24 protein-coding genes and 1 riboswitch are annotated in these 20,938 nt (G+C 43.7%); of the genes, 18 read left to right on the forward strand and 6 right to left on the reverse strand.

Annotation, left to right across the window (positions count from 1 at the left end; translation table 11 throughout):
• The first annotated feature begins 38 nt into the window (after nucleotides 1-38).
• Nucleotides 39-1,061 (forward strand): STAS domain-containing protein, encoded by a 1,023-nt coding sequence (locus AS030_RS11985; protein WP_061972935.1) that lies wholly within the window; start codon nucleotides 39-41, stop codon nucleotides 1,059-1,061.
• Between the two features lie 67 nt (nucleotides 1,062-1,128).
• Here AS030_RS11985 and AS030_RS11990 read toward each other — a convergent pair whose 3' ends face one another.
• A complete protein-coding gene (locus AS030_RS11990) occupies nucleotides 1,129-1,332 on the reverse strand; it encodes a hypothetical protein (protein WP_061972082.1) in 204 nt (67 codons plus the stop codon).
• Nucleotides 1,333-1,537: 205 nt separating this feature from the next.
• On the opposite strand from AS030_RS11990, the gene yunB reads away from it, so the two are divergent.
• Nucleotides 1,538-2,275: a sporulation protein YunB gene (gene yunB, locus AS030_RS11995; protein WP_162264550.1), complete on the forward strand. Its 738-nt coding sequence runs from the start codon at nucleotides 1,538-1,540 to the stop codon at nucleotides 2,273-2,275.
• Between the two features lie 105 nt (nucleotides 2,276-2,380).
• Nucleotides 2,381-3,154, forward strand: coding sequence for a GDSL-type esterase/lipase family protein (locus AS030_RS12000; protein ID WP_061972084.1), 774 nt, complete (start codon nucleotides 2,381-2,383; stop codon nucleotides 3,152-3,154).
• Between the two features lie 38 nt (nucleotides 3,155-3,192).
• Here the strand turns inward: AS030_RS12000 and AS030_RS12005 are convergent, their stop codons facing one another.
• From AS030_RS12005 to AS030_RS12015, 3 genes are all read right to left on the reverse strand, one after another.
• A complete protein-coding gene (locus AS030_RS12005; protein ID WP_061972085.1) occupies nucleotides 3,193-3,393 on the reverse strand; it encodes a KGG domain-containing protein in 201 nt (66 codons plus the stop codon).
• A gap of 164 nt (nucleotides 3,394-3,557) precedes the next feature.
• Nucleotides 3,558-3,863, reverse strand: a complete 306-nt coding sequence (locus tag AS030_RS12010) for a DUF3243 domain-containing protein (protein ID WP_061972086.1) — start codon at nucleotides 3,861-3,863, stop codon at nucleotides 3,558-3,560.
• Between the two features lie 103 nt (nucleotides 3,864-3,966).
• Entirely contained in the window at nucleotides 3,967-4,704 is a 738-nt protein-coding gene (locus tag AS030_RS12015) for a hypothetical protein (protein WP_061972087.1), read from the reverse strand.
• Nucleotides 4,705-4,946: 242 nt separating this feature from the next.
• Here AS030_RS12015 and AS030_RS12020 point away from each other — a divergent pair, with 242 nt between their 5' ends.
• The 6 genes from AS030_RS12020 (at nucleotide 4,947) to AS030_RS12045 (ending at nucleotide 11,100) form a co-directional block, all read left to right on the forward strand.
• Nucleotides 4,947-6,227: an ArsB/NhaD family transporter gene (locus AS030_RS12020; protein ID WP_061972088.1), complete on the forward strand. Its 1,281-nt coding sequence runs from the start codon at nucleotides 4,947-4,949 to the stop codon at nucleotides 6,225-6,227.
• Nucleotides 6,228-6,385: 158 nt separating this feature from the next.
• Nucleotides 6,386-7,540 (forward strand): acyl-CoA dehydrogenase family protein, encoded by a 1,155-nt coding sequence (locus tag AS030_RS12025; RefSeq protein WP_061972089.1) that lies wholly within the window; start codon nucleotides 6,386-6,388, stop codon nucleotides 7,538-7,540.
• Between the two features lie 187 nt (nucleotides 7,541-7,727).
• Nucleotides 7,728-7,949 (forward strand): hypothetical protein, encoded by a 222-nt coding sequence (locus AS030_RS12030; RefSeq protein WP_061972090.1) that lies wholly within the window; start codon nucleotides 7,728-7,730, stop codon nucleotides 7,947-7,949.
• A gap of 106 nt (nucleotides 7,950-8,055) precedes the next feature.
• Nucleotides 8,056-8,370 (forward strand): metal-sensitive transcriptional regulator, encoded by a 315-nt coding sequence (locus tag AS030_RS12035; RefSeq protein ID WP_061972091.1) that lies wholly within the window; start codon nucleotides 8,056-8,058, stop codon nucleotides 8,368-8,370.
• Nucleotides 8,371-8,394: 24 nt separating this feature from the next.
• On the forward strand, nucleotides 8,395-8,601 hold the full coding sequence (gene copZ / locus AS030_RS12040; RefSeq protein WP_061972092.1) for a copper chaperone CopZ: 207 nt from the start codon (nucleotides 8,395-8,397) through the stop codon (nucleotides 8,599-8,601).
• Nucleotides 8,602-8,682: 81 nt separating this feature from the next.
• Nucleotides 8,683-11,100: a heavy metal translocating P-type ATPase gene (locus AS030_RS12045; protein WP_061972093.1), complete on the forward strand. Its 2,418-nt coding sequence runs from the start codon at nucleotides 8,683-8,685 to the stop codon at nucleotides 11,098-11,100.
• Between the two features lie 190 nt (nucleotides 11,101-11,290).
• Here the strand turns inward: AS030_RS12045 and AS030_RS12050 are convergent, their stop codons facing one another.
• Entirely contained in the window at nucleotides 11,291-12,181 is an 891-nt protein-coding gene (locus tag AS030_RS12050) for a sulfite exporter TauE/SafE family protein (RefSeq protein WP_061972094.1), read from the reverse strand.
• 228 nt (nucleotides 12,182-12,409) lie between these two features.
• Nucleotides 12,410-12,518, forward strand: a riboswitch (SAM riboswitch).
• A gap of 115 nt (nucleotides 12,519-12,633) precedes the next feature.
• On the opposite strand from AS030_RS12050, the gene AS030_RS23045 reads away from it, so the two are divergent.
• The 9 genes from AS030_RS23045 to AS030_RS12090 all read left to right on the forward strand — a co-directional run bounded on the left by AS030_RS23045 (nucleotide 12,634) and on the right by AS030_RS12090 (nucleotide 19,944).
• Entirely contained in the window at nucleotides 12,634-12,750 is a 117-nt protein-coding gene (locus tag AS030_RS23045) for a YezD family protein (RefSeq protein WP_420889652.1), read from the forward strand.
• 136 nt (nucleotides 12,751-12,886) lie between these two features.
• Nucleotides 12,887-13,597, forward strand: a complete 711-nt coding sequence (locus AS030_RS12055) for a phosphoadenylyl-sulfate reductase (RefSeq protein ID WP_061972095.1) — start codon at nucleotides 12,887-12,889, stop codon at nucleotides 13,595-13,597.
• A gap of 26 nt (nucleotides 13,598-13,623) precedes the next feature.
• The gene (gene sat, locus AS030_RS12060) at nucleotides 13,624-14,772 is read left to right on the forward strand and encodes a sulfate adenylyltransferase (protein ID WP_061972096.1); all 1,149 of its coding nucleotides are present in this window, start codon (nucleotides 13,624-13,626) and stop codon (nucleotides 14,770-14,772) included.
• Nucleotides 14,773-14,783: 11 nt separating this feature from the next.
• Nucleotides 14,784-15,383, forward strand: a complete 600-nt coding sequence (cysC, locus tag AS030_RS12065) for an adenylyl-sulfate kinase (protein WP_061972097.1) — start codon at nucleotides 14,784-14,786, stop codon at nucleotides 15,381-15,383.
• Between the two features lie 34 nt (nucleotides 15,384-15,417).
• Nucleotides 15,418-16,206 (forward strand): uroporphyrinogen-III C-methyltransferase, encoded by a 789-nt coding sequence (gene cobA / locus AS030_RS12070; protein WP_061972937.1) that lies wholly within the window; start codon nucleotides 15,418-15,420, stop codon nucleotides 16,204-16,206.
• The gene (locus AS030_RS12075) at nucleotides 16,207-16,953 is read left to right on the forward strand and encodes a sirohydrochlorin chelatase (protein ID WP_061972098.1); all 747 of its coding nucleotides are present in this window, start codon (nucleotides 16,207-16,209) and stop codon (nucleotides 16,951-16,953) included.
• Nucleotide 16,954: 1 nt separating this feature from the next.
• Nucleotides 16,955-17,566 (forward strand): NAD(P)-binding protein, encoded by a 612-nt coding sequence (locus tag AS030_RS12080; RefSeq protein ID WP_061972099.1) that lies wholly within the window; start codon nucleotides 16,955-16,957, stop codon nucleotides 17,564-17,566.
• Nucleotides 17,567-17,827: 261 nt separating this feature from the next.
• On the forward strand, nucleotides 17,828-18,364 hold the full coding sequence (locus AS030_RS12085) for an NfeD family protein (RefSeq protein WP_061972100.1): 537 nt from the start codon (nucleotides 17,828-17,830) through the stop codon (nucleotides 18,362-18,364).
• Nucleotides 18,365-18,387: 23 nt separating this feature from the next.
• A complete protein-coding gene (locus AS030_RS12090) occupies nucleotides 18,388-19,944 on the forward strand; it encodes a flotillin family protein (RefSeq protein WP_061972101.1) in 1,557 nt (518 codons plus the stop codon).
• Between the two features lie 322 nt (nucleotides 19,945-20,266).
• Here the strand turns inward: AS030_RS12090 and AS030_RS12095 are convergent, their stop codons facing one another.
• Entirely contained in the window at nucleotides 20,267-20,896 is a 630-nt protein-coding gene (locus tag AS030_RS12095; protein ID WP_061972102.1) for a LysE family translocator, read from the reverse strand.
• Between the last annotated feature and the right edge of the window lie 42 nt (nucleotides 20,897-20,938).

Here is a 20,938-nt window from a genome sequence, read left to right on the forward strand (position 1 = left end):
AAAGGATGGTTGCTGGAGGTTCCGAAAGGATGGCTGCAATGAATAACTTGGAAAGTAAGCAGATTAATGTAGGCAGAGCCCATTTTGGTTGGGAGCCTGGTAAAGGGAGTTTTTTGTTTGAAGGAGAGGATGCTATCCTCTTTTGGATCAACTCTGCTTTTAAAACATTTCTCGATACGATAGAAGAAGTTTCCGGTGATGAGTCGGCCAGTGTTGTTCTTGAAACGACGGGTTACCGTATGGGATTAATCGTTGGAGAGTTTTTTTATAATGAAGAAGCAAGTCCCGAGGAAGTCATTCAAATGCTTCCGGGTATCTATTCTTCGGCCGGATGGGGAACGCTCGATATTGTCCATTTCTGCCAAAATGAAAAGAAGGCTGTATTGCGGATGACCAACAGCTGGGAATACCGTATAAATAAACTGCAGGGCAAGAAAGAACACGGAACATTTATTCCCGGACACTGGGCCGGAGTACTTAGCGGTTTATTCGGTGAAAACATTTGGTATCGTGTGATGTCCAGCCAGTTGGAAGGTAAAGATTTCTGTGAGTTTGAATATTTCCCTTCCTCCATTACGGTTAATGAGAATATCCACGAGTTAGCCCGCCGCAAGGAACAGGTGGAAATTCATAAGCTTGAGACAGTAGTGCACGAGCGTACCAGGGAGCTTTCCGATCTCATAAAAGAAATTTCTTCACCCATCATCCCTGTGTTGGATCATATTGTAGTCATACCATTGCTGGGTAAGTACAATGAAGAGCGTTCAACAGAACTGCTGGAAAAAACAATTCACGAACTACCGAATTACGATCCTGACTTTTTGATTTTGGATGTAACAGGGTTGGATGAAGAAATCAGCGAACTTACCGTTTCTCTTTTTCATCAGCTGATCGCTGCAACCAGCCTGCTCGGAATAAAAACGATCATGGTGGGAATCTCACCGGGACTCAGTATGAAAATGACGCAATCAAACTATCAAACCGCTGAAATCAAATACTTTGCCAACTTAAAACACGGGATCCATTATGCACTAGGTGAAAAAGGAAAACGGATCATATAAAAAAATCGCAGCCATGGCTGCGATTTTTTTATATGAGAAAAACTTTTTTCATTTATTGGTTAAGTTATTAATGAAACGGTGGCGGAATTAACTTTTGAGTACAATTAGGACAATAGGTGTATTCCTCATCGTTGACAAGAGCCTCCACTTTTTCTTCGCTGTTTGTAAAATCTCGATGGTCGATTAAAATTAAATGATGCTGGCAGGATTGACAAATATAAGCCGTTTGGTGAATGACCAGCATATTATGGTCCACGAGATAGCGGGACATAAAAAACCCCCAATAATTTGGCTTGATTCTATCCTAACATATTAATGTTTCAAGGGTATTACAACGGGATCAACCAATTTAAAAATGTTCCCATTTATTTTTTCCCTCACTATCTTCCAAAGAAAAGGTTGTCTTATGGATGAGATTTTTCTTTTTGAAAGGTAATCCTTCCAAAACAAGCATAAGTATTAGTGGAAGGAGGGGTATGATGTTCAAAAAACGGTTTAGGGTGAGACGACGACCTTTTCATGGGCCACTGCCTTTTAAGACAGTAGTAAAATATTCCTTCTTAATCTTCGCAGTAATCGTCCTGTTCAGTTTATGGTTTGCAAATAAAGCTGTTGATCCGCTATTAATGAATATTGCTGAGAGTGAAATGAAGGGAATTGCTACAGAAACGGTAAATGATTCGCTTGCAGAGAGTATGAAACGTATAGACCTTAACAGTCTTGTTATTGTTCGTCAGGCAAGTCAGGGAGGCAGCCCGACTTACAGCTTTAATCCTGACACTTATAACTCTCTCATTACCAGCATTACGAAGGATATTCAAAATAAGCTTGGAAATAAAAAAACAAAGCACATGCCGGGCCAGGAAAACTTCCAATCGGTGGATTACTATATTCCGCTCGGAGCCCTGACAGGAAATGCGTTTTTTTCAGATATTGGCCCCAAAGTTCCCGTTTCCATGTCTTTGTTGGGAGAGGTAGAGCCGGAGGTCAAAACAAAGGTAACTGATGCGGGAATCAATAACGTATATTTAGAGATATTTGTTCATATCAAAATGAATATCCAGGTCGTTATTCCTTTTGCCACGCATAAAGAGCCTCTGGAAACTAAAATAAAGCTTGGGGATATTTTTATTCCTGGCAGTGTTCCCGATTACTATGGAGGCGAAAACAAAAGTCTGCCTCCTCCAGCTGTTGTACCTAAAAAAAATGAATAGGACAGGAAACCTACTGCAGTTCTTGTTTATTTTTGAACGAATCCGGGAAATATTCTTTTTTACACAACATGGGAATTCATAAGCTACCAGACGGAGGAGTTCAACATGAAAAAGCAAGTTATACTTATCGCAGCCTGTTTCCTTTTACTTGCAGGAGGTATTCTATTTTCGATCAAACAGCTTAATATTCTTTCTGTTTTCGCTTCTTTTTCTCATTACAAAGACTCGGAGATGAAAAATGAAGGGCGGGATTTTACAATGGTCGCTCTTGGCGATTCCTTATCATATGGAGTCGGGAATTCTGGCAACAGTGGGTATGTGGGGAAGGTGGAAAAGCGATTGGAAGGACAATTGAAGAAAGAAATTACGGTTGAAGATTACGGTGTTCCAGATGATACGAGTACGCAGCTGCTGAAAAGGATGCAATCTGAACAGCTTAAATCGTCCATAAGCCAGGCTGATATGATTTTCCTGAACATTGGGATGAATGATTATCTTAACAGTTTGATATTGTCAAAGGCGAAACCAAAAGAAGCAGAACAAATCATTCGAAAAGCACTGCTGAACTATGAGCATAATCTAATGGTTTCTTTCAAAAAAATACGAAAAGAAAACCCGAAAGCCCACATTTATATGGTTGGCATTTATAATCCATTTCCGAATCGAACAGACAAGTTGCAGGAAAGCAAGCTGATTCACGAGTGGAACCGCATGGCAGTGAAAGTAATTTCCCGCCAAAAAAACACCACATTTGTTTCGGTTGAGGATGTATTCACGGGTAAAAACAAACAAGTCTATTTTTCTGATGAGCTGCATCCGAATAAAAAGGGATATACTCTCATTGGGAACCAGGTTTATAACCGCCTTAAATTAAACTGAATCAAAAAAAGCAGCTTCAAATCGAGCTGCTTTTTTCTCTATTGAGTATTGCGGGATGTTCGCCCGCCTTTTTTGCCGATATCTTCATAGAAATCACGATTATGGGCTTTGGATGTTGCCTGTCCGCCTTTTTGGCCGATTTCCTGATAAAATTCTTTGTCGTGAGAGCGGGAAGTAGCTTCTCCGCCTTTCTTACCGGCTTCTTCTCTGGACATGTTATGATCATTGTTCTTGGCCATTTGAAATCACTCCTTTATAGAATTCATTTTACTTTGGCCGTAGTTATGTGTACCCGGTATGATTTTTCTAAAACATAAAAGTGATTTTCAAATTTTATAGGAGGACAAGAGCGCAATAAAAAAACGCACCAGAACCAATATTAGGTGCGTTTAAACATTCGCTATTATCCTACTAAACGGATGAGCATGTGGGCGAGGGCATGCTGTTGATCTTTGTCGCCGACTTTCCAAAGCTCCTGAAGCAGCTTTTCCTCGGAGTTCTTGGGCTCCTCATGTGCAGCAAGATAACCAGCAACTTTTTCAGCGGCTTTTGCTAATTGCTCTTCGTCTAATCCCAGTTTTTGACCTTTGCTTACTTTGTCGGAAAGATACCCTTTAAATTGCTCAAAATCCTGTAAAATCTGTTCTTTCTTTTCGGAGTCCATTTGTGCTACTTTCTGGTCCACATTGTTTACATTTGTGTCAGCCATTTTTGCATTCCTCCTAAATGTAAGATAGTAGAGTAGTACCCGCTCCGATAAAAAGTCAATCCTGTTTTTTGAATAAAAATATTACAATTGTTATACAAAATTTCTACAATTTAGCTTCGGGATCTTTTGGTTCTTGCGGTCGCTGATCATGGCGGCTTTCCTCTTTATCTTTTGGTTTCTCTTCTTCTTCGAAGAATTTACTGCGTATTAAGGGTTCATTTCCATAAACGATCAACCGGTCACCTTCCTGAATTTCCTGCTCGTACAAGTTTTCTCGAATCGGCATATCTCCACGGATCAAGAGGATGATGTGAACATCTTCCCCCCGCTTAATTAAGGTATGAACTTTTTTACCCACATAGTGAAAGTCATCCCTTACCTCCAGGGTAGTAATAAAATCATCTTTATCAAAATAAAGTACATCTTTTATAGGCAGTTCGGAAAGTGGATAGCTGTCTTTTGTTTCCTCTTCTATTGTCTTTGAAAAGAAATGCCGGATCTGGGGGATTTTTAAGATAAACAGCAAAACGAGCAAACTTGAAGAAATAACCATGAGTTCCGTCGTTTTAAAATCATTGGATAAAATGTTGCTGATGGAAGAGATGATCACTGCAAGGGAAAAGGCACCAAAAAGGATAAGAAAGGCACTGATCTTTCTCCTGAGGGGATGGTCAATAATCAGCTTTGACTCGTCAGTGGTAAATCCTGTACCGGTCAGCATAGAGATGACCTGATACCGGGAGATGCTTTTTTTCAATCCTGTAAACACCAGTAGGGTAGATGCAATTTCAATGACGAGTCCAACGATAATCAGATAGAGAAGAATAAAAAAATAGCCCATATTTCAGCCTCCATTAGTCCTGTCTCTTCATTTATTCCATTGTTTACGGTTTTTAAAACAAAGAACTCCTGAATTTTGAATGAATTGGAAAAAGATACATTTTCCATCGAAGGCCGCTTCAATACATGTAAAAATTTATTTCCCCTCACGAAAATGTAGAGTATTATTTTAAATAAGATCTATGGCCGGGGCCAGTTTGTGCACGGGTCTTCTTTAGAATAAGCAAAGGAGAAGCAGATATTATGGGACAGCAGGCAATTATTGCACTAAGTATCTTTTTAATTACATACGGTTTAATCATTTCTGAAAAAGTACACCGTACCATCGTTTCCATCCTCGGTGGTGCCCTCATGGTTGCTTTCGGAGTCATTGACCAGGAAGTGGCAATCCACCATATTGATTTTAATACGATAGGGCTTCTTGTCGGAATGATGGTCATGGTGACCATTACCGCCGAAACCGGCCTTTTTAAATTCATCGCCATCTGGGCGGCGAAAAAGGTGAAAGGAGATCCGATCAAAACCTTAATTATCCTTGGACTGATTACAGCAGTGGGATCAGCCTTTTTGGATAACGTAACAACAGTTTTGCTCGTTGTTCCTGTTACCTTCAGTGTGACAAGAAGGTTGAACCTGAACCCGATTCCTTTTTTAATGACGGAAATCTTTGCTTCCAACATTGGAGGAACCGCCACGATGATCGGCGACCCACCCAATATTATGATTGGAAGTGCGGTCAAGGAGCTTACCTTTTTAGCCTTTATTAAAAACCTTTCCCTGGTCTGCGCCATTATACTGGTGGTTACCATTGTGATTATGGCTTTCTTTTACCGTAAAGGTTTAACAACGAAGCCAGAACTTGTAGCAAATTTAATGAAACTGGATGAGAAGAAGGAAATTGTGGATCACAACCTGCTTCGCAAATGCCTTTTTGCACTTGGGCTAACGATTGCAGGCTTTTTTCTTCATCAGTTTATTCATGTGGAAACCGCAACCATCGCTCTTTTCGGTGCCTTTTTGCTGTTGCTTATGGCTGGGGAAAAGCATCTCGAGTACGCATTGGAAAAAGTGGAATGGACGACCCTTTTCTTTTTTATCGGATTGTTTGTCATTGTCGCCGGCCTTGTTGAAACCGGCATTATTGCGAGTGTCGCTAAACAGGCGATGGAGTGGACCGGCGGTGATCTTAAGGCAACAACCTTTTTGATTTTGTGGATGAGTGCGATTGCTTCAGCCTTTGTGGACAACATCCCATTTGTAGCCACCATGATTCCCATGATCAAGGAAATGGGGAACATGGGAATCACCAATCTTGATCCGTTATGGTGGAGCTTGGCTCTTGGCGCATGTCTGGGAGGAAACGGCACGCTGATTGGGGCGAGTGCCAACCTGGTCGTGGCTGGTCTTGCGGGCAAAGAGGGCTACCACATTTCTTTTGTTAAATATTTGATTATTGGATTCCCACTCATGATTTTATCCATTATTATTTCCAGTGTTTATGTGTATTTGCGTTACCTCATGTAGTAAAAAAAACCCCTTCTGTCCAGAAGGGGTTTTTTGCATTTTAATCATGAAAGGCACAAGCATAAAAGTTGATAAGTATACATAAAGGAAGTAGGGTAAATATACTAACACACTGACGGATAAAAGCGGAAACTACTCTAAGAATAGATGGTGAGACCATGATCGATTTTGTTAAAACTGACTTTCAGTACCGATGGATGGAAAAGCTTAAAGAACTACGCTTACAGTTTGCAGAGCGGGCACCTTTACATGATAAGGAGGGTACGTTTCCATTTGAGAATTTTAAAGACCTGGGAGAGGCCGGCTATTTGTCATTGACCGTACCGGAAAAGTATGGAGGACAGGAAATTAGTCTGTACGATTACATTTTATTTCAAGAAGAAATTGCACGGGGAGACGGCTCCACAGCTCTATCTGTCGGCTGGCATCTTGGTGTGGTTATGGATTTGGATGACCGCCAGTCATGGAAAGAGCAAACATTTGAGAAGCTTTGCAAAAGGATTGTTCATTCCAAGAGTCTCGTAAACCGGGCATCGACAGAGCCCGCAACCGGAAGCCCGACACGAGGGGGCAAACCCCAAACAACAGCAGAGCGAAAGGGAAATCAATGGATGTTAAATGGCCGAAAATCTTTTACATCCATGGCACCGGCCCTGGATTACTCGATCATTTCTGCTTCAGTGAAGGATTCGGATCAGGTTTCTTCTTTCCTTGTCTCTCATAAGCAGCCTGGGGTTTCCATTGAAGAAAAATGGGACACTTTGGGGATGCGTGGCACGCGAAGTGATGACCTGGTGCTGAAAAATGTAGCAGTTGAGTCTGAGAATCTCGTGGAAACTGCAGATCAGGAGGGCAATCAGCAGCTGCCAAAAGGCTGGCTTCTCCATATTCCTGCATGCTATCTGGGCATTGCAAGAGCAGCAAGGGACTTCGCTGTTGAATTTGCGAAAACGTATGAGCCAAACAGCCTGAAAGGGCCGATTAAAGACGTCCCTGAAGTGCAGCGGAAGATCGGCTTAATGGATGTGGAGCTTTTTAAAGCCAGACAGCTCATGTATGGCGTGATTGAACGCTGGGAAGCTGAACCGCAAAACAGAAAAAATCTTGGCAGCTCTCTGGCGGCGGTGAAATATGTGGCCACCAACAGTGCGAATGAAGTGGTGGACCTGGCCATGAGAATTGTCGGCGCACACAGCTTGTTCAAGGTTAATCCGCTGCAGCGGTATTATCGGGATGTCCGGGCAGGACTGCATAATCCTCCGATGGATGATGCGGTCATCGCCCTGTTTGCCAGGCAGGCCCTATCTGATTAAACATAGACGGAGAGAGGTGGATGTATCCACCCTCTCTTTTTTAAACTGTAAGAGCATTTTAGTGATGAGTAATCTCTGAACGATTATCACAGTATTTGGGAAATATTGTTGCTAAAGGGTGAAAGGAGAATGGTCATTTAGCGCAGAATATGTTGGTTAATCACTATGATGAAACGGGGTGTACAGGATGAGAAACAGTTCTGAAGAAAGAACGGTACAGATTCTGGGTGAACATTCGCTTAACCTGCTTCACAACAATGGTCTTTTAGTTGTCAGTGAAGACGAATGGAATGAACTCCAAACTGTAAAAAGGGAATCTGAACTGGAAATAAAACGGCTGAAAAAAGAATTGTTTCATGCGGCCAAAAAACTGGCTACCTGGAGATCCTTTGGAAAATCATGCAGCTAATAGCCTCGATGTTATTTTTTTATAAGATGGGGTAAAGTAGAAAAAAGCTTTGCCCTTTACATAGGGTAGGGGGGTATGGTAAGCTACGAGTAAGGAGATGATTGCAATGGAGATTGAAGAGCAAGATATTCACTGTTCTGCCGAAAGGAAAAGTCATCATTCGGATAAAATGAAAAGCAATCTGCTGACCAGGCTAAACCGTATTGAAGGACAAATACGGGGTGTAAAAGGTATGATTGAACGCGATACGTATTGCGATGATGTTCTTACTCAGCTTTCTGCCATTCAATCTGCCCTCAATAGCGTCGGAAAACTTCTTCTTGAGGGCCATATGAGAAGCTGTGTAGTAGAGCGCATTCAAGAAGGAGAGCTTGAAGTGATAGATGAGCTCTTGATTACTGTAAAGAAATTAATGAAATAAGCCATATTGAAGGAGGATATTACCATGGAGAACGTAACATTGAATGTTAAAGGAATGTCTTGTGCGCATTGTGTGAATGCAGTAGAAGGAAGTGTAGGCAAACTTCCGGGTGTAGAACAAGTTCATGTCCACCTTGAAGAAGGAACAGTGGAAGTAAAATATGATGCCAATAAAGTTGGACTGGATAAAATAAAAGATACCATTGATGATCAGGGTTATGATGTAGCCTGACGGTATAAAGAGAAACGTGCGGATGCGCGTTCTCTTTTTGGATAAAAATATACCCTGTAAGGGTATAAAGAGGTGAATTTCATGGAACCCAATCTCAAAGAAACGACTCTGCCAATCTCGGGAATGACCTGTGCAGCCTGTGCGATGCGTATAGAAAAAGGACTGAAAAAGCTGGATGGAGTTGAAGATGCTAACGTTAACCTGGCCTTGGAGAGATCAAAAGTCGTGTATGATCCCCAGAAAACGTCATCCAAACAATTTCAGCAAAAGATAGAAGACCTCGGCTACGGAATTTCAGGAGAAAAAGAAAAGTTAGAGATTACTGGCATGACCTGTGCCGCCTGTTCTGCACGAATCGAAAAAGGGCTGAACAAATTGGAGGGCGTCATTGAAGCCACTGTGAATCTTCCTCTTGAATCGGCAACGGTGAGCTACTTGCCTTCGCAGGTTTCTGCCGCCGATATGATCAGGAAAATAGAAGACCTCGGGTACGGTGCCCGTCTCAAAGAGGGCGAAGGCGAACAAACGGCTCAGCTGAGGGAAAAAGAAATTCAAAACCAGCTCGGCAAATTTTTCTTTTCACTGATTCTTTCCTTGCCGTTGTTATGGGCAATGGCCAGTCATTTTTCATTTACATCCTTTCTTTATGTACCTGAAATGTTCATGAACCCCTGGGTGCAGCTCGCTTTGGCTACCCCGGTTCAATTTGTCATCGGCAAACAATTTTATAGTGGGGCCTACAAAGCGTTGAAAAATAGGAGCGCCAATATGGATGTTCTTGTCGCACTTGGAACGTCAGCTGCTTATTTTTACAGCCTTTATCTCAGTATTCGTTTGGCTGTCAGAGGACTTCATATGCCTGAATTGTATTTTGAAACCTCCGCTGTATTGCTTACATTGATCATTCTTGGGAAGTGGTTTGAAGCAAGGACAAAGGGAAGATCTTCTGATGCGATTAAAAAACTGATGGGTCTTCAAGCGAAAACCGCACTGGTCGAGCGGGATGGAAGTGAAGTCGAAGTGCCACTGGCAGAAGTCATCCCCGGAGATTTGGTGTACATCAAGCCGGGAGAAAAGGTGCCGGTGGACGGAGAAGTCGTGGAAGGCCGTTCGGCTGTTGATGAATCCATGCTGACTGGAGAAAGTGTTCCTGTGGATAAGGAAGCCGGTGACCTTCTGATCGGGGCAACGATCAACCGCAACGGATTCTTAAAGATGAAGGCAACAAAGGTTGGAAAAGATACGGCATTATCCCAGATCATTAAAGTAGTTGAGGAAGCGCAAGGTTCAAAGGCTCCGATTCAGCGGCTGGCTGACCGCATCTCGGGAATATTTGTCCCTATTGTTGTTGGATTGGCTGTCCTGACATTCTTGATTTGGTTTTTTGGAGTTTCCCCTGGTGATTTTTCAGAATCACTTGAAAAACTGATTGCGGTACTTGTTATTGCCTGTCCGTGCGCGCTTGGGCTGGCAACGCCTACGTCCATCATGGCAGGATCAGGAAGAGCAGCCGAGCACGGCATCCTTTTTAAAGGCGGAGAGCATCTGGAAAATACCCATCGCATGGATACGGTTATACTGGATAAAACCGGGACGGTGACCTATGGACGACCGGTTGTTACGGATATGCTGCCAGAAAACGGTATGGAAAAGGAAGAACTGCTGTTACTGGCTGGCAGTGCTGAAAGAAATTCAGAACATCCACTGGCACAAGCGATTGTTGAAGCCATGAAAGAGAAAAAATTAACGGCCCTTCCTTCACGTGAATTTGAAGCATTGCCTGGGCATGGAATCAAAGTTCACATTCAAGACCGGTCTGTTCTTATTGGCAACCGCAAGCTGATGAAAGAATATGGAATCAACCCTGAAAAAGCCTTTGGAAAAATGAAGGAATTAGAGGAACAGGGAAAAACGGTTATGCTTGTCGGTGTGGAGGGAGGCTTCGCGGGCATGTTGGCGGTTGCTGATACGGTTAAAGAAACATCGAAGGAAGCGGTTGAGCGTCTGAAGGAGATGCATATTGATGTCTGGATGATCACCGGTGACAATGAGCGCACAGCAAATGCCATCGCCCGTCAGGTTGGAATCGAGCATGTGATTGCAGGAGTACTTCCGGAAGGAAAAGCGGAAGAAGTAAAAAATCTGCAGGAAAAAGGGAAAAAAATAGCGATGGTCGGTGACGGAATAAATGATGCACCGGCTCTGGCTTTAGCGGATATTGGAATGGCCATTGGGACCGGTGCGGATGTAGCTATGGAGGCCGCGGATATTACATTAATCCGGGGAGATCTAAACAGCATTGCCGACGCCATTTTTATGAGTCGAAAGACCATTCGCAACATTAAACAAAATCTGTTCTGGGCATTTGCCTACAACGCGATTGGAATCCCTTTTGCCGCTTCCGGATTTTTGGCTCCCTGGCTGGCAGGTGCGGCTATGGCCTTCAGTTCGGTATCCGTTGTGCTAAACGCCCTAAGGTTGCAAAAGATCAAATTGTGAAGGAGGAGTCTGGTGATGCCTGCGATTATCAGAAAATGGGTACTTTCAGCTGCTGGGATTCTGATTCTCATTATGGCAGCTTATGGCTTGTTAACGGGAAAGTGATCACCTATCCTTTTATCGTAAATGTCAAAAAAAAATCCAAAAAAGCTTCGGTCATGCTTAGCATACCGAAGCTTTTTTGTGTGAATCAACCTGTTCTTTTTGAAAGAGAAAGATTGCTGTTTTTTTTGTTTTTACGGAGGCTGTACACGATGCCCGCCACCCATAGTACTCCAAGAATCGTATACACGGACTGTAAAGATGTTCCTGAAACCCCAACCGTTTGAAGGATGGTGCGGGCATTCGTAAAGATAATTAGTCCGCCCACCACAACACCGAGAATATGGGAAGGAATAATCTTAACAAGATAAGCTGCGATCGGTGCAGCAATCAATCCGCCGGCCATAAGGGCAATGACCCACATCCAGTTCACCTGATGCCAACCAAGGGAGATCAGGAAACCGATGGTTGCGGATAAGGCAACCGCAAATTCACTTGTATCAACAGAGCCAATGACTTTTCTTGTAGACGTTCCGTTTTTGGCCAGCAGGACCGGAGTGGCTACCGGCCCCCATCCTCCGCCGCCTGTCGCATCAAGGAATCCGGCAACCAATCCCAAGGGAATGAGCTGCTTGCGGCTGAACGCTTTTTCGTGCTCCGTTACTTTATTGTTCTTTTTAAATAAAAAACGGTAAAGAATATAAAATCCTAGAAATAGCAGGAAAAAGGATACATAAGGCTTTACAATGTCACCGGGAAGGCTTGACAAGAAGCAAGCGCCAGTGAAGGCACCGATTGATCCCGGAATAATAAGCCTATAGATAATCTTTTTATCCACATTTCCAAAGCGTATATGAGAAACCCCGGAAGCTGCAGTAGTTACGACTTCAGCAAAATGCACGGAAGCCGAGGCAACGGCGGGTGCGATTCCGAAGGCAAGCAGCAGGGAAGTTGAAGTCAGTCCGTAGGCCATACCGAGCGATCCGTCAATGAGTTGGGCCACGAGGCCGATTAGTGCCAAGACAATCAATTTTTTCATGGTTTACTCCTCCTGTCACGTAAAAAAAAAGACTCCTAACTACTGTTTGTTAAGAGCCTTCGGTTTTTCCGATCAGCTTAGTGTGATTAAATTAATATTTACTATATTCAATAACAGTGAACTCTGTCAATAATATTTAAACAAATTTTCAATAAATTTTTTTAATCCGATAAGAATAATAGGGTTTCCTTTATAATAAATATGTGGTATTATTTAAAAAAATAAAAAAACTTATCCAGAGTGGTGAAGGGAACTGGCCCGATGAAACCCGGCAACCTGCAATTTTTGCAAGGTGCTAACTCCAGCAGAATGTTTATTACATTTTGGAAGATAAGGTAATATGTTTACCTCGTCAGCCTTTCCGAAATGGGAAGTTTTTTTTATTGTCCAAAAGCGAGCAAACCAGAGAATAAGGAGGTTCTGATGTGGTAAACGGTCCAAACCAGGATGAAATTTTCGAGCAGTTGAAAGAAATGCTGAACAGTATAAGATATGGTTCCATTACATTGATTGTTCAAGATGGAAAACTGATCCAGATTGAAAAAAATGAAAAGGTTCGATTCAAGTAAACCATTCGCTGACTAGAAAACTAGAGGCGGATGCTTCCCATATTTGTTGATTTATCGGCCTTTTTTTATAAAAATGTGCAAAAGGATAAACATTTTGCATCGAAAGCCATATGCTTACTAAAAGGGGTGGTTTACTATGCTTAAGTATGATACATGGGAGGAGCAGGAACATGATTTCCCGTTCCCATCAGACAGCGAAACAAAAGGCGCGATGGAAGTCCTGCAATGGGCCTACGATTATTACGGAGATGAATTGGTTTATGCCTGCAGCTTTGGCATAGAGGGCAGCGTACTCGTAGATTTGATTTCAAAGGTCAAGCCCGATGCACGGGTTGTTTTTCTTGATACGGGCCTTCATTTTAAAGAAACCTATGAGGTTATTGAAAAAGCGAAAGAAAAATATCCGTCACTTAATATTGAAATGAAAAAACCGGCACTCAGTGTCGCCGAACAAGCGGGCGAACATGGTGACGAACTATGGAAAAGGAATCCAAACCTATGCTGCCAAATCAGAAAGGTGATTCCACTTGAAGAAACACTGAGCGGTGCCTCAGCGTGGCTTTCGGGGCTCAGAAGAGAACAGTCAGAAACAAGGCGCAATACTCAATATGTGAATAAAGATAACCGCTTCAAATCCATTAAAATATGTCCGCTGATCCACTGGACGTATAAAGACATATGGAGATATGCACATAAACATAGTCTCCCTTATAATACGTTGCACGACCAGGGCTACCCGAGCATCGGATGTCAGCCTTGTACCCTTCCTGCCGATTGGGCGTCAGGAGATGCAAGATCTGGCCGTTGGTCCGGTCAGGGTAAAACAGAATGTGGTCTTCACCAATAATTTCAATTACAGGAGGAACAATTTAAATGGCTATTTTACCGCACGGAGGAAAACTCATTAACCGATACGAACCAGAATATTCAACAAACCATATTCAAAAAGAAGTGGAACTGGATGCCACCTCACTGAGCGATCTTGAGCTGATTGGGATAGGAGCATATAGTCCGATTACCGGATTTCTGACAGAAAAAGATTATTTATCAGTTGTAAACGATCTCCGTCTGGCAGATGGCGCAGTATGGAGTATTCCGATCGTCCTTCCGGTACAGGAAAAAACAGCACGTACCCTTTCGACCGGTGACGAAGTAAAGCTTACGTTTAACGGGGAGACCTATGGTGTCATCGAGGTGCAGGATGTTTACCGTCCGGATATTAAACATGAAGCACAGCAAGTTTATCAAACAACCGATGTTGAGCACCCGGGAGTAAAGAAGATTTTAGAACGCCCTTCCTATTATATTGGTGGTCCGGTTAAACTGGTAAAACGTCCGAAAAAGGACCGATTCAATGAGTACCGTCTTGATCCAGCGGAAACCCGCAAAGAATTTGAGGAACGGGGATGGAAAACCATTGTTGGCTTCCAAACAAGGAACCCAGTTCACCGTGCACATGAATATATTCAAAAAACAGCGCTTGAGACAGTAGACGGACTTTTCCTTAATCCGTTGGTTGGTGAAACCAAATCAGACGATATTCCGGCTGATGTCCGTATGGAAAGCTATGAAATTCTGCTTAAAAACTACTATCCGAAAGATCGTGTGTTCCTGGCCGTATTCCCGGCAGCAATGAGATATGCCGGACCTCGCGAAGCTATTTTTCATGCCATGGTCCGTAAAAACTTCGGCTGTACGCACTTTATCGTCGGAAGGGACCATGCCGGAGTCGGCAACTATTACGGCACGTATGATGCTCAGAAAATCTTTACACGATTTACATCCGAAGAGCTCGGGATTACTCCGATGTTTTTCGAGCACAGTTTTTACTGTGTAAAGTGCGAGGGAATGGCATCTTCCAAAACATGCCCTCACGACAAGGAATATCATGTCATCCTTTCCGGAACAAAGGTAAGGGAATTGCTGAGAAACGGGGAGCTTCCGCCAGCCGAATTCAGCCGCAAAGAAGTAGTGGAAGTCCTGATTAAAGGACTAAAAGAAAAAGAACCGGCAAAGGCATAAGGAGGAGCAAAATGAGTCAGGCACAAAACATTACATGGCACCAGTCGGCTGTAACCAAAGAAGACAGAAGAAAACAAAATGCCCACCAGAGCTTTGTCATCTGGCTGACAGGATTGTCCGGTTCCGGTAAATCCACTCTGGCGAATGAATTGGCAAAAGAGCTGTATCAGCGCCAGGTCAGAAACTATGTGTTGGATGGCGACAACATCCGCCACGGGTTAAATAAAGATCTTGGGTTTTCAGATGAGGACAGGAAAGAAAACATCCGTCGGATCGGAGAAGTATCTAAATTATTCGTTGACAGTGGAACTGTCGTTCTTACAGCTTTTATCTCTCCTTTTATTGAAGACCGGGAGAGCGCAAGACAGATTCTTGGTGAAGGCGAATTTCATGAAATTTATGTAAAATGCCCGCTTGAGGAATGTGAGAACCGGGATCCAAAAGGATTATACAAAAAGGCAAGAAAAGGCGAGATTCGGGAATTTACCGGAATTGATTCACCATATGAAGAACCAGCTTCACCTGAATTTGTTGTGGATACACAGGCCTCCAGCATTGAAGAATGTACGGCACAAGTTATTGCGTATCTTGAAAGCAAAAATCTGATTTAACTTTTTAATATTTTAAGGAAGGCAGGTGATGAACATGGGCAAAGTATATTTGGTGGGAGCAGGGCCGGGTGATGCGGAACTTATCACTGTAAAAGGTGTCAGATGTATCAGGGAAGCGGATATCATCCTTTATGACAGGCTTGTGAATAAAGAGCTGTTGAATTATGCCCGTCTGGATGCCGATTTGATTTATTGCGGAAAGCTGCCGGGTTTTCATACCATGCAGCAGGAAACGATCAATCATTTTCTCGTTAAGCATGCCAAAAATGGAAAAACTGTCACCCGTTTAAAAGGTGGAGATCCATTTGTGTTTGGCAGAGGCGGGGAGGAAGCAGAGGTCCTTGTTAAGCATCAGATCGAATTTGAAGTGGTACCGGGAATTACATCTGGCATCGCTGTCCCTGCTTATGCAGGGATTCCGGTTACTCACCGGGATTTCAGTGCGAGCTTTGCCATCGTCACCGGCCACAGAAAAGAAGGACAGGATGAAGTGCAAAAGTGGAAAAGCCTGGCCAAAGGTATTGATACGATCGCTATTTATATGGGAGTCAAAAATCTTCCCTATATCTGCGAAAGTCTGATAAAGTATGGTAAGAGCAAATATACCCCTGCAGCTTTGATTCAATGGGGATCAACAGCCGAGCAGCGGACGGCCACCGGGACGCTTGCTACCATTGAAAATGTGGCCAGGCAGGAAGGTATAGAGAATCCCAGCATGATTATTATTGGAGAAGTCGTGGGACTCCGTGACCAAATCAGCTGGTTTGAAAAGACACTGGCCAAAAACGAACCTTCTTCTATTACGATAAGTGAGGCGTTGTAAATGAAAGCATTGCTCCTCATCTGCCATGGCAGCAGAACAAAAGCTGGTACGGAAAAGGCAAGAGAATTTGCCGAGCAGTGTATGAGGCATATTGATTATCCTATTAAAGAAGTTTGTTTTTTAGAGCTGTCCAAGCCGGACATTGCCAAAGGTGTCGAATCTTGCGTACGGCAAGGAGCCACTTCTATTTGTGCTATTCCTATTCTTTTATTGACAGCGGTTCATGCAAAAGAAGACATTCCCGGAGAACTGCAGATCCAGCAGGAACGTTTTCCACATATCGAGTTCTCATATGGTAAGCCCTTTGGTGTTCATGAATCCATTTCTTCATTATTATGGGAACGGATTACTGAATCTACGGATGCTTTTAAGGAAAAGTCACTCATCCTGCTTGTCGGCAGAGGGAGCAGTGACCCTGACGTGAAAAGGGATCTAAAGGCTATTGCTGCTCATCTTGAGGAAAACTATAAAATTCCTCCCATTGAAACCTGTTTTCTAACTGCAGCCCAGCCCAGCTTTGAGGAAATGCTGAGACTGGCCGGATGGGGATATGAACAAGTGATTATTGTGCCTTATCTACTGTTTCCCGGCATCCTTTTAGGCGGAATGAAAAAGGCCATTGCCGAGCAGGCCAGGGAGACTGGTCAGGAGTTAATCCTGTGTGAGGCGCTTGGCTATCATCCCGTTCTTCAAGAGGTACTGCTTTCGAGGATAGATGAAGCCCAAAGACAGCGGACGGTTGTGTAGGATGTATCCGATTGTTCTTGAGCTGAAGGGAAAGCAGGCTGTTGTTGTCGGTGGTGGAACGGTAGCTTTTCGAAAAATCCAAGGTCTATTGGAAGCCGGCGCGTTCGTGCAGGTCATCAGCCCCGAAGCTACTGATGAGATTAAATCTCTACATGCTGCCAATAAGGTAATGTGGAAACAGAAAAAAGCGGAGCCAGTGGATTACGAGGGTGCTTTCATTATTTTTGCAGCTACCAATGATCCTGCAGCGAACCAGGAGGTGGTCCGGTATGCCGGCCCATCCCGTCTGGTTAATGTCGTCGACCAGCCTACACTTGGCAGTTTTACCGTTCCTGCAGTAGCAAGAAGAGGCCGATTAGTACTCTCCGTTTCTACCGGAGGAGCCAGTCCCATTCTTGCTAAACGAATCAGGAATGATTTGTTGGCCGCTTATCCGGAGGATTACGAAGCCTATACGGAATTCCTTTTTTACTGTCGGGAAAAGCTGAAAAAATGGAAGGCTTCCTCTGATAAAAAGCAGAAACTTCTTCATGAAATGCTGGACGAACAGTACATTCGCTCTGGTGAAAAACAACAGGCATTCATCGATACACTTGACCAAAAAGTCACCTGATTTGGAATTGCACACAGTGCAAATTCCCAGGTGGCTTTTTTATTTTTGTATAGTACATAAACCGAAATATAAATATCCTAAAATTTTTTGCGGAAAGCGAAACCTTTTCTTATAATTTACGTTTATATGTATGAAGCGCGCTAGAAGTATTATGAAAAATAAACATGTTTTTCCAAAATGGGGTCAGTAGTATGCTATAATGATCCCATATAATGGATAAAAAGAAGAGGGTTTAAGTCATTTGAAAAAGGAGAGTGCCGAATGGAGATCATGGGATATCCAATGGAAACAGTCTACCTGACAGGACTTATTATTTTTGGATGTATCACGTTTTTATATGTACTGGTAAGTGATTTGATTCAAGGGGCGTTTGATGTATTTTCCCATATCCTGAACCCGACGCTCTTGCTTTCCTTTTTCACCTTGCTGAGTGCGGGAGGATATATTCTGGAAATGGTGACCCCGCTCAGCAGCTGGTTAATAATGGGCTTGGCAGCTGGCGTCTCCTTTGTTCTGGTGTCGCTGCTAAATATCTTTGTTCTGATTCCCCTTGCCTCTGCAGAAGCGTCTTTAAACTACTCGGAAGCAGACCTTCGGGGAAGGATTGGGAAGGTCATCACTTCTATTCCAATCAATGGATTTGGGGAGGTATTTATTGAAGGAATCAGCGGAAATATCGCCAAAACAGCGGTGAGTTTGAATAATGAGCCGATCGGGCAGGGAGAAAAAATTCTTATTGTGGATGTAAAAAGCGGAGTCGTTCATGTATTGCCATATGAACAGGCCGCAATGCTGTAAATAAATGGACAGGGGGAAACAAGATGACACCTATTTTTATCGTTGCAGGTATTGCTGTATTTATCGTTATTGCGTTAGTTGCAGTTTTTGTTACCAAGTATAAGACGGCAGGTCCGGATGAGGCACTGATTGTTACGGGGAGCTTTCTCGGGAACAGAAATGTAAATATCGACGAATCAGGAAACAAAATAAAGATTGTCAGGGGCGGAGGAACTTTCGTATTCCCGGTATTTCAACAGTCCGAACCACTGAGCCTTCTTTCGAGCAAGTTAGAAGTGCAAACTCCCGAAGTATACACCGAACAGGGGGTTCCTGTGACGGCTGATGGAACCGCCATTATCAAGATTGGCAGTTCGATAGGAGAAATCGCAACAGCGGCAGAACAGTTTCTTGGAAAAACCAAACAAGACCGCGAGCTTGAAGCAAGAGAAGTTCTGGAAGGGCATCTGCGTTCCATTCTTGGCTCTATGACCGTGGAAGAAATCTATAAAAACCGTGATAAGTTTTCCCAGGAAGTGCAGCGAATTGCTTCGCAAGATCTGGCAAAAATGGGTCTTATCATCGTTTCCTTCACAATCAAGGATGTAAGGGATAAAAACGGATACCTGGAAGCACTCGGTAAGCCGAGAATCGCCCAGGTGAAGCGTGATGCTGATATTGCGACGGCAGAAGCGGAGAAAGAAACCCGTATCAAGCGGGCAGAAGCAAATAAAGAAGCGCAAAAGTCAGAGCTTGAGCGTGCGACCGAAGTGGCGGAGGCGGAAAAAATCAACCAGTTGAAAATTGCTGAATACCGCAGAGAACAGGATATAGCCAAAGCAAAGGCGGACCAGGCCTACCATCTGGAAGAAGCACGCGCGAAGCAGGAAGTAACGGAGCAGCAGATGCAAATCAAGATTATTGAACGTCAAAAGCAAATTGAATTGGAAGAAAAAGAGATTGCGAGACGAGAGAAACAATATGATTCTGAAGTGAAGAAAAAAGCGGATGCAGACCGTTACTCTGTAGAGCAAGCGGCAGAGGCGGAAAAACGCAAACAGGTTGCTGAAGCAGATGCCCATAAGTACAGAGTAGAGGCAATGGCAGCAGCAGAAGCCGAAAAAGTGCGGCTCGAAGGGCTTTCCAAAGCAGAAGCAGAACGTGCAAAAGGGGAAACCGAAGCCGAGGTTATCCGTCTGAAAGGACTGGCTGAAGCAGAGGCGAAAGAAAAGATTGCCGAAGCCTTTGAAATGTTCGGTCAAGCGGCTATTCTTGATATGATCGTCTCCATGCTTCCAGCTTACGCGAAGGAAGTTGCCAGCCCGCTTTCCAATATCGATAAAATCACAGTAGTGGATACTGGCGGCAATGGTGAGAACGGAGGAGCGAATAAGGTGACCGGCTATGCCACCAACCTCATGGCTTCCCTTCAGGAAACGTTAAAGGCATCATCTGGAATTGATATGAAAGAACTGATTGAGAATTTTTCAGGCAAGGGCAATGTACGACAAAGCATTGACGGACTAAGATACGACCTGGTTAAAAAAAGCAAGGAGCCGGGATCCATAGACCGCAGCGAAGACCCAGTGCCGGTGGAATAGGAAGCAATAGAAAGGGATGACCTGATTGTTCAGGTGATCCTTTTTTAATGAAAACTTTTTAAAGGATGGTTGTGGCTTGCAGGAGTTATTCCTTGACAAGTTGATTGGAGTGCAAGGTGCGAGACTCCGCCGCCGGGATATGCGTGACAGGTGAGATCAGGTAGGCGTTTACGCCGGTCAATGAGGCGCTAGCGCCGACGGGCTCAGCGCACCCCCCTCCCCCCGCGCGAAAGTAGGCGCTCGCGCCGTAAAAGCGAGCATCCTGGAAAGGAAAGAAACTTCTCTCAAGAGCAACAAAGGATACTGCTTTTAAAAATGAAGTCTAAAGGAACCCCAGTAAAAGCTGAAGGTCTTCGAGAACCATTTTACCGCCGTATCCGATAAATAGCACACCAAACAGAATATCCAAATGGGATTGAAAGCGGGCTACCTGTTGGCGAATGCGCTGCATGCCGACGACAGGAAGAATCGCAAGATACCAGCATGAATTGCCGGAAAGAAAAATCAGGGCACTGCCAACTGGCTCTGACGCCAGTTGTTGGGCAGTAACGAATTGAGGGAAAATGCTTAAAAAGAAGAGGCTGACCTTTGGATTTAGAAGATTGCTCCAAAAACCTCGCTGATAGGCAAGAAGGGAAGAAAGGGCGATGTGTGTAATGCTCGATGGATCATGTGCAGGCGAAATTCTCCTAAACAGGTTGTGATAGCCTAAATAAATTAAATATGAAGCCCCTGCTATGCGGATTAACAAGTATAATAGAGCTGATTCCTTTAAGATGACTGACAATCCAAGAACAGCCAGGGTAAGATGGAGGATAAAGCTTGTACGATTTCCAAGAAACGTGACGTAGCCCATACGTGTCCCGTGGCTGAGCGTATGCTTTGTCATCAACAGAAAATCAGGACCGGGAGAAGCTGCAAGAGCCAGTCCGAGTAAAAACAGAATCAGCATGATTGGCCTCCAAGTATAGTAGCTTGTATACTCTCACTATAT

Origin of the sequence: Fictibacillus enclensis (genome assembly GCF_001457035.1) — a bacterium.
GTDB classification, from domain to species: domain Bacteria; phylum Bacillota; class Bacilli; order Bacillales; family Fictibacillaceae; genus Fictibacillus_C; species Fictibacillus_C enclensis.

What these genes read in the sequence shown, in the direction of transcription:
- AS030_RS11985 (WP_061972935.1), top strand. Translation starts at nt 39, where the DNA reads ATGAATAACTTGGAAAGTAAGCAGATTAATGTAGGCAGAGCCCATTTT.
- AS030_RS11990 (WP_061972082.1), bottom strand. Translation starts at nt 1,332, where the DNA reads ATGTCCCGCTATCTCGTGGACCATAATATGCTGGTCATTCACCAAACG.
- yunB (WP_162264550.1), top strand. Translation starts at nt 1,538, where the DNA reads ATGATGTTCAAAAAACGGTTTAGGGTGAGACGACGACCTTTTCATGGG.
- AS030_RS12000 (WP_061972084.1), top strand. Translation starts at nt 2,381, where the DNA reads ATGAAAAAGCAAGTTATACTTATCGCAGCCTGTTTCCTTTTACTTGCA.
- AS030_RS12005 (WP_061972085.1), bottom strand. Translation starts at nt 3,393, where the DNA reads ATGGCCAAGAACAATGATCATAACATGTCCAGAGAAGAAGCCGGTAAG.
- AS030_RS12010 (WP_061972086.1), bottom strand. Translation starts at nt 3,863, where the DNA reads ATGGCTGACACAAATGTAAACAATGTGGACCAGAAAGTAGCACAAATG.
- AS030_RS12015 (WP_061972087.1), bottom strand. Translation starts at nt 4,704, where the DNA reads ATGGGCTATTTTTTTATTCTTCTCTATCTGATTATCGTTGGACTCGTC.
- AS030_RS12020 (WP_061972088.1), top strand. Translation starts at nt 4,947, where the DNA reads ATGGGACAGCAGGCAATTATTGCACTAAGTATCTTTTTAATTACATAC.
- AS030_RS12025 (WP_061972089.1), top strand. Translation starts at nt 6,386, where the DNA reads ATGATCGATTTTGTTAAAACTGACTTTCAGTACCGATGGATGGAAAAG.
- AS030_RS12030 (WP_061972090.1), top strand. Translation starts at nt 7,728, where the DNA reads ATGAGAAACAGTTCTGAAGAAAGAACGGTACAGATTCTGGGTGAACAT.
- AS030_RS12035 (WP_061972091.1), top strand. Translation starts at nt 8,056, where the DNA reads ATGGAGATTGAAGAGCAAGATATTCACTGTTCTGCCGAAAGGAAAAGT.
- copZ (WP_061972092.1), top strand. Translation starts at nt 8,395, where the DNA reads ATGGAGAACGTAACATTGAATGTTAAAGGAATGTCTTGTGCGCATTGT.
- AS030_RS12045 (WP_061972093.1), top strand. Translation starts at nt 8,683, where the DNA reads ATGGAACCCAATCTCAAAGAAACGACTCTGCCAATCTCGGGAATGACC.
- AS030_RS12050 (WP_061972094.1), bottom strand. Translation starts at nt 12,181, where the DNA reads ATGAAAAAATTGATTGTCTTGGCACTAATCGGCCTCGTGGCCCAACTC.
- AS030_RS12055 (WP_061972095.1), top strand. Translation starts at nt 12,887, where the DNA reads ATGCTTAAGTATGATACATGGGAGGAGCAGGAACATGATTTCCCGTTC.
- sat (WP_061972096.1), top strand. Translation starts at nt 13,624, where the DNA reads ATGGCTATTTTACCGCACGGAGGAAAACTCATTAACCGATACGAACCA.
- cysC (WP_061972097.1), top strand. Translation starts at nt 14,784, where the DNA reads ATGAGTCAGGCACAAAACATTACATGGCACCAGTCGGCTGTAACCAAA.
- cobA (WP_061972937.1), top strand. Translation starts at nt 15,418, where the DNA reads ATGGGCAAAGTATATTTGGTGGGAGCAGGGCCGGGTGATGCGGAACTT.
- AS030_RS12075 (WP_061972098.1), top strand. Translation starts at nt 16,207, where the DNA reads ATGAAAGCATTGCTCCTCATCTGCCATGGCAGCAGAACAAAAGCTGGT.
- AS030_RS12080 (WP_061972099.1), top strand. Translation starts at nt 16,955, where the DNA reads ATGTATCCGATTGTTCTTGAGCTGAAGGGAAAGCAGGCTGTTGTTGTC.
- AS030_RS12085 (WP_061972100.1), top strand. Translation starts at nt 17,828, where the DNA reads ATGGAGATCATGGGATATCCAATGGAAACAGTCTACCTGACAGGACTT.
- AS030_RS12090 (WP_061972101.1), top strand. Translation starts at nt 18,388, where the DNA reads ATGACACCTATTTTTATCGTTGCAGGTATTGCTGTATTTATCGTTATT.
- AS030_RS12095 (WP_061972102.1), bottom strand. Translation starts at nt 20,896, where the DNA reads ATGCTGATTCTGTTTTTACTCGGACTGGCTCTTGCAGCTTCTCCCGGT.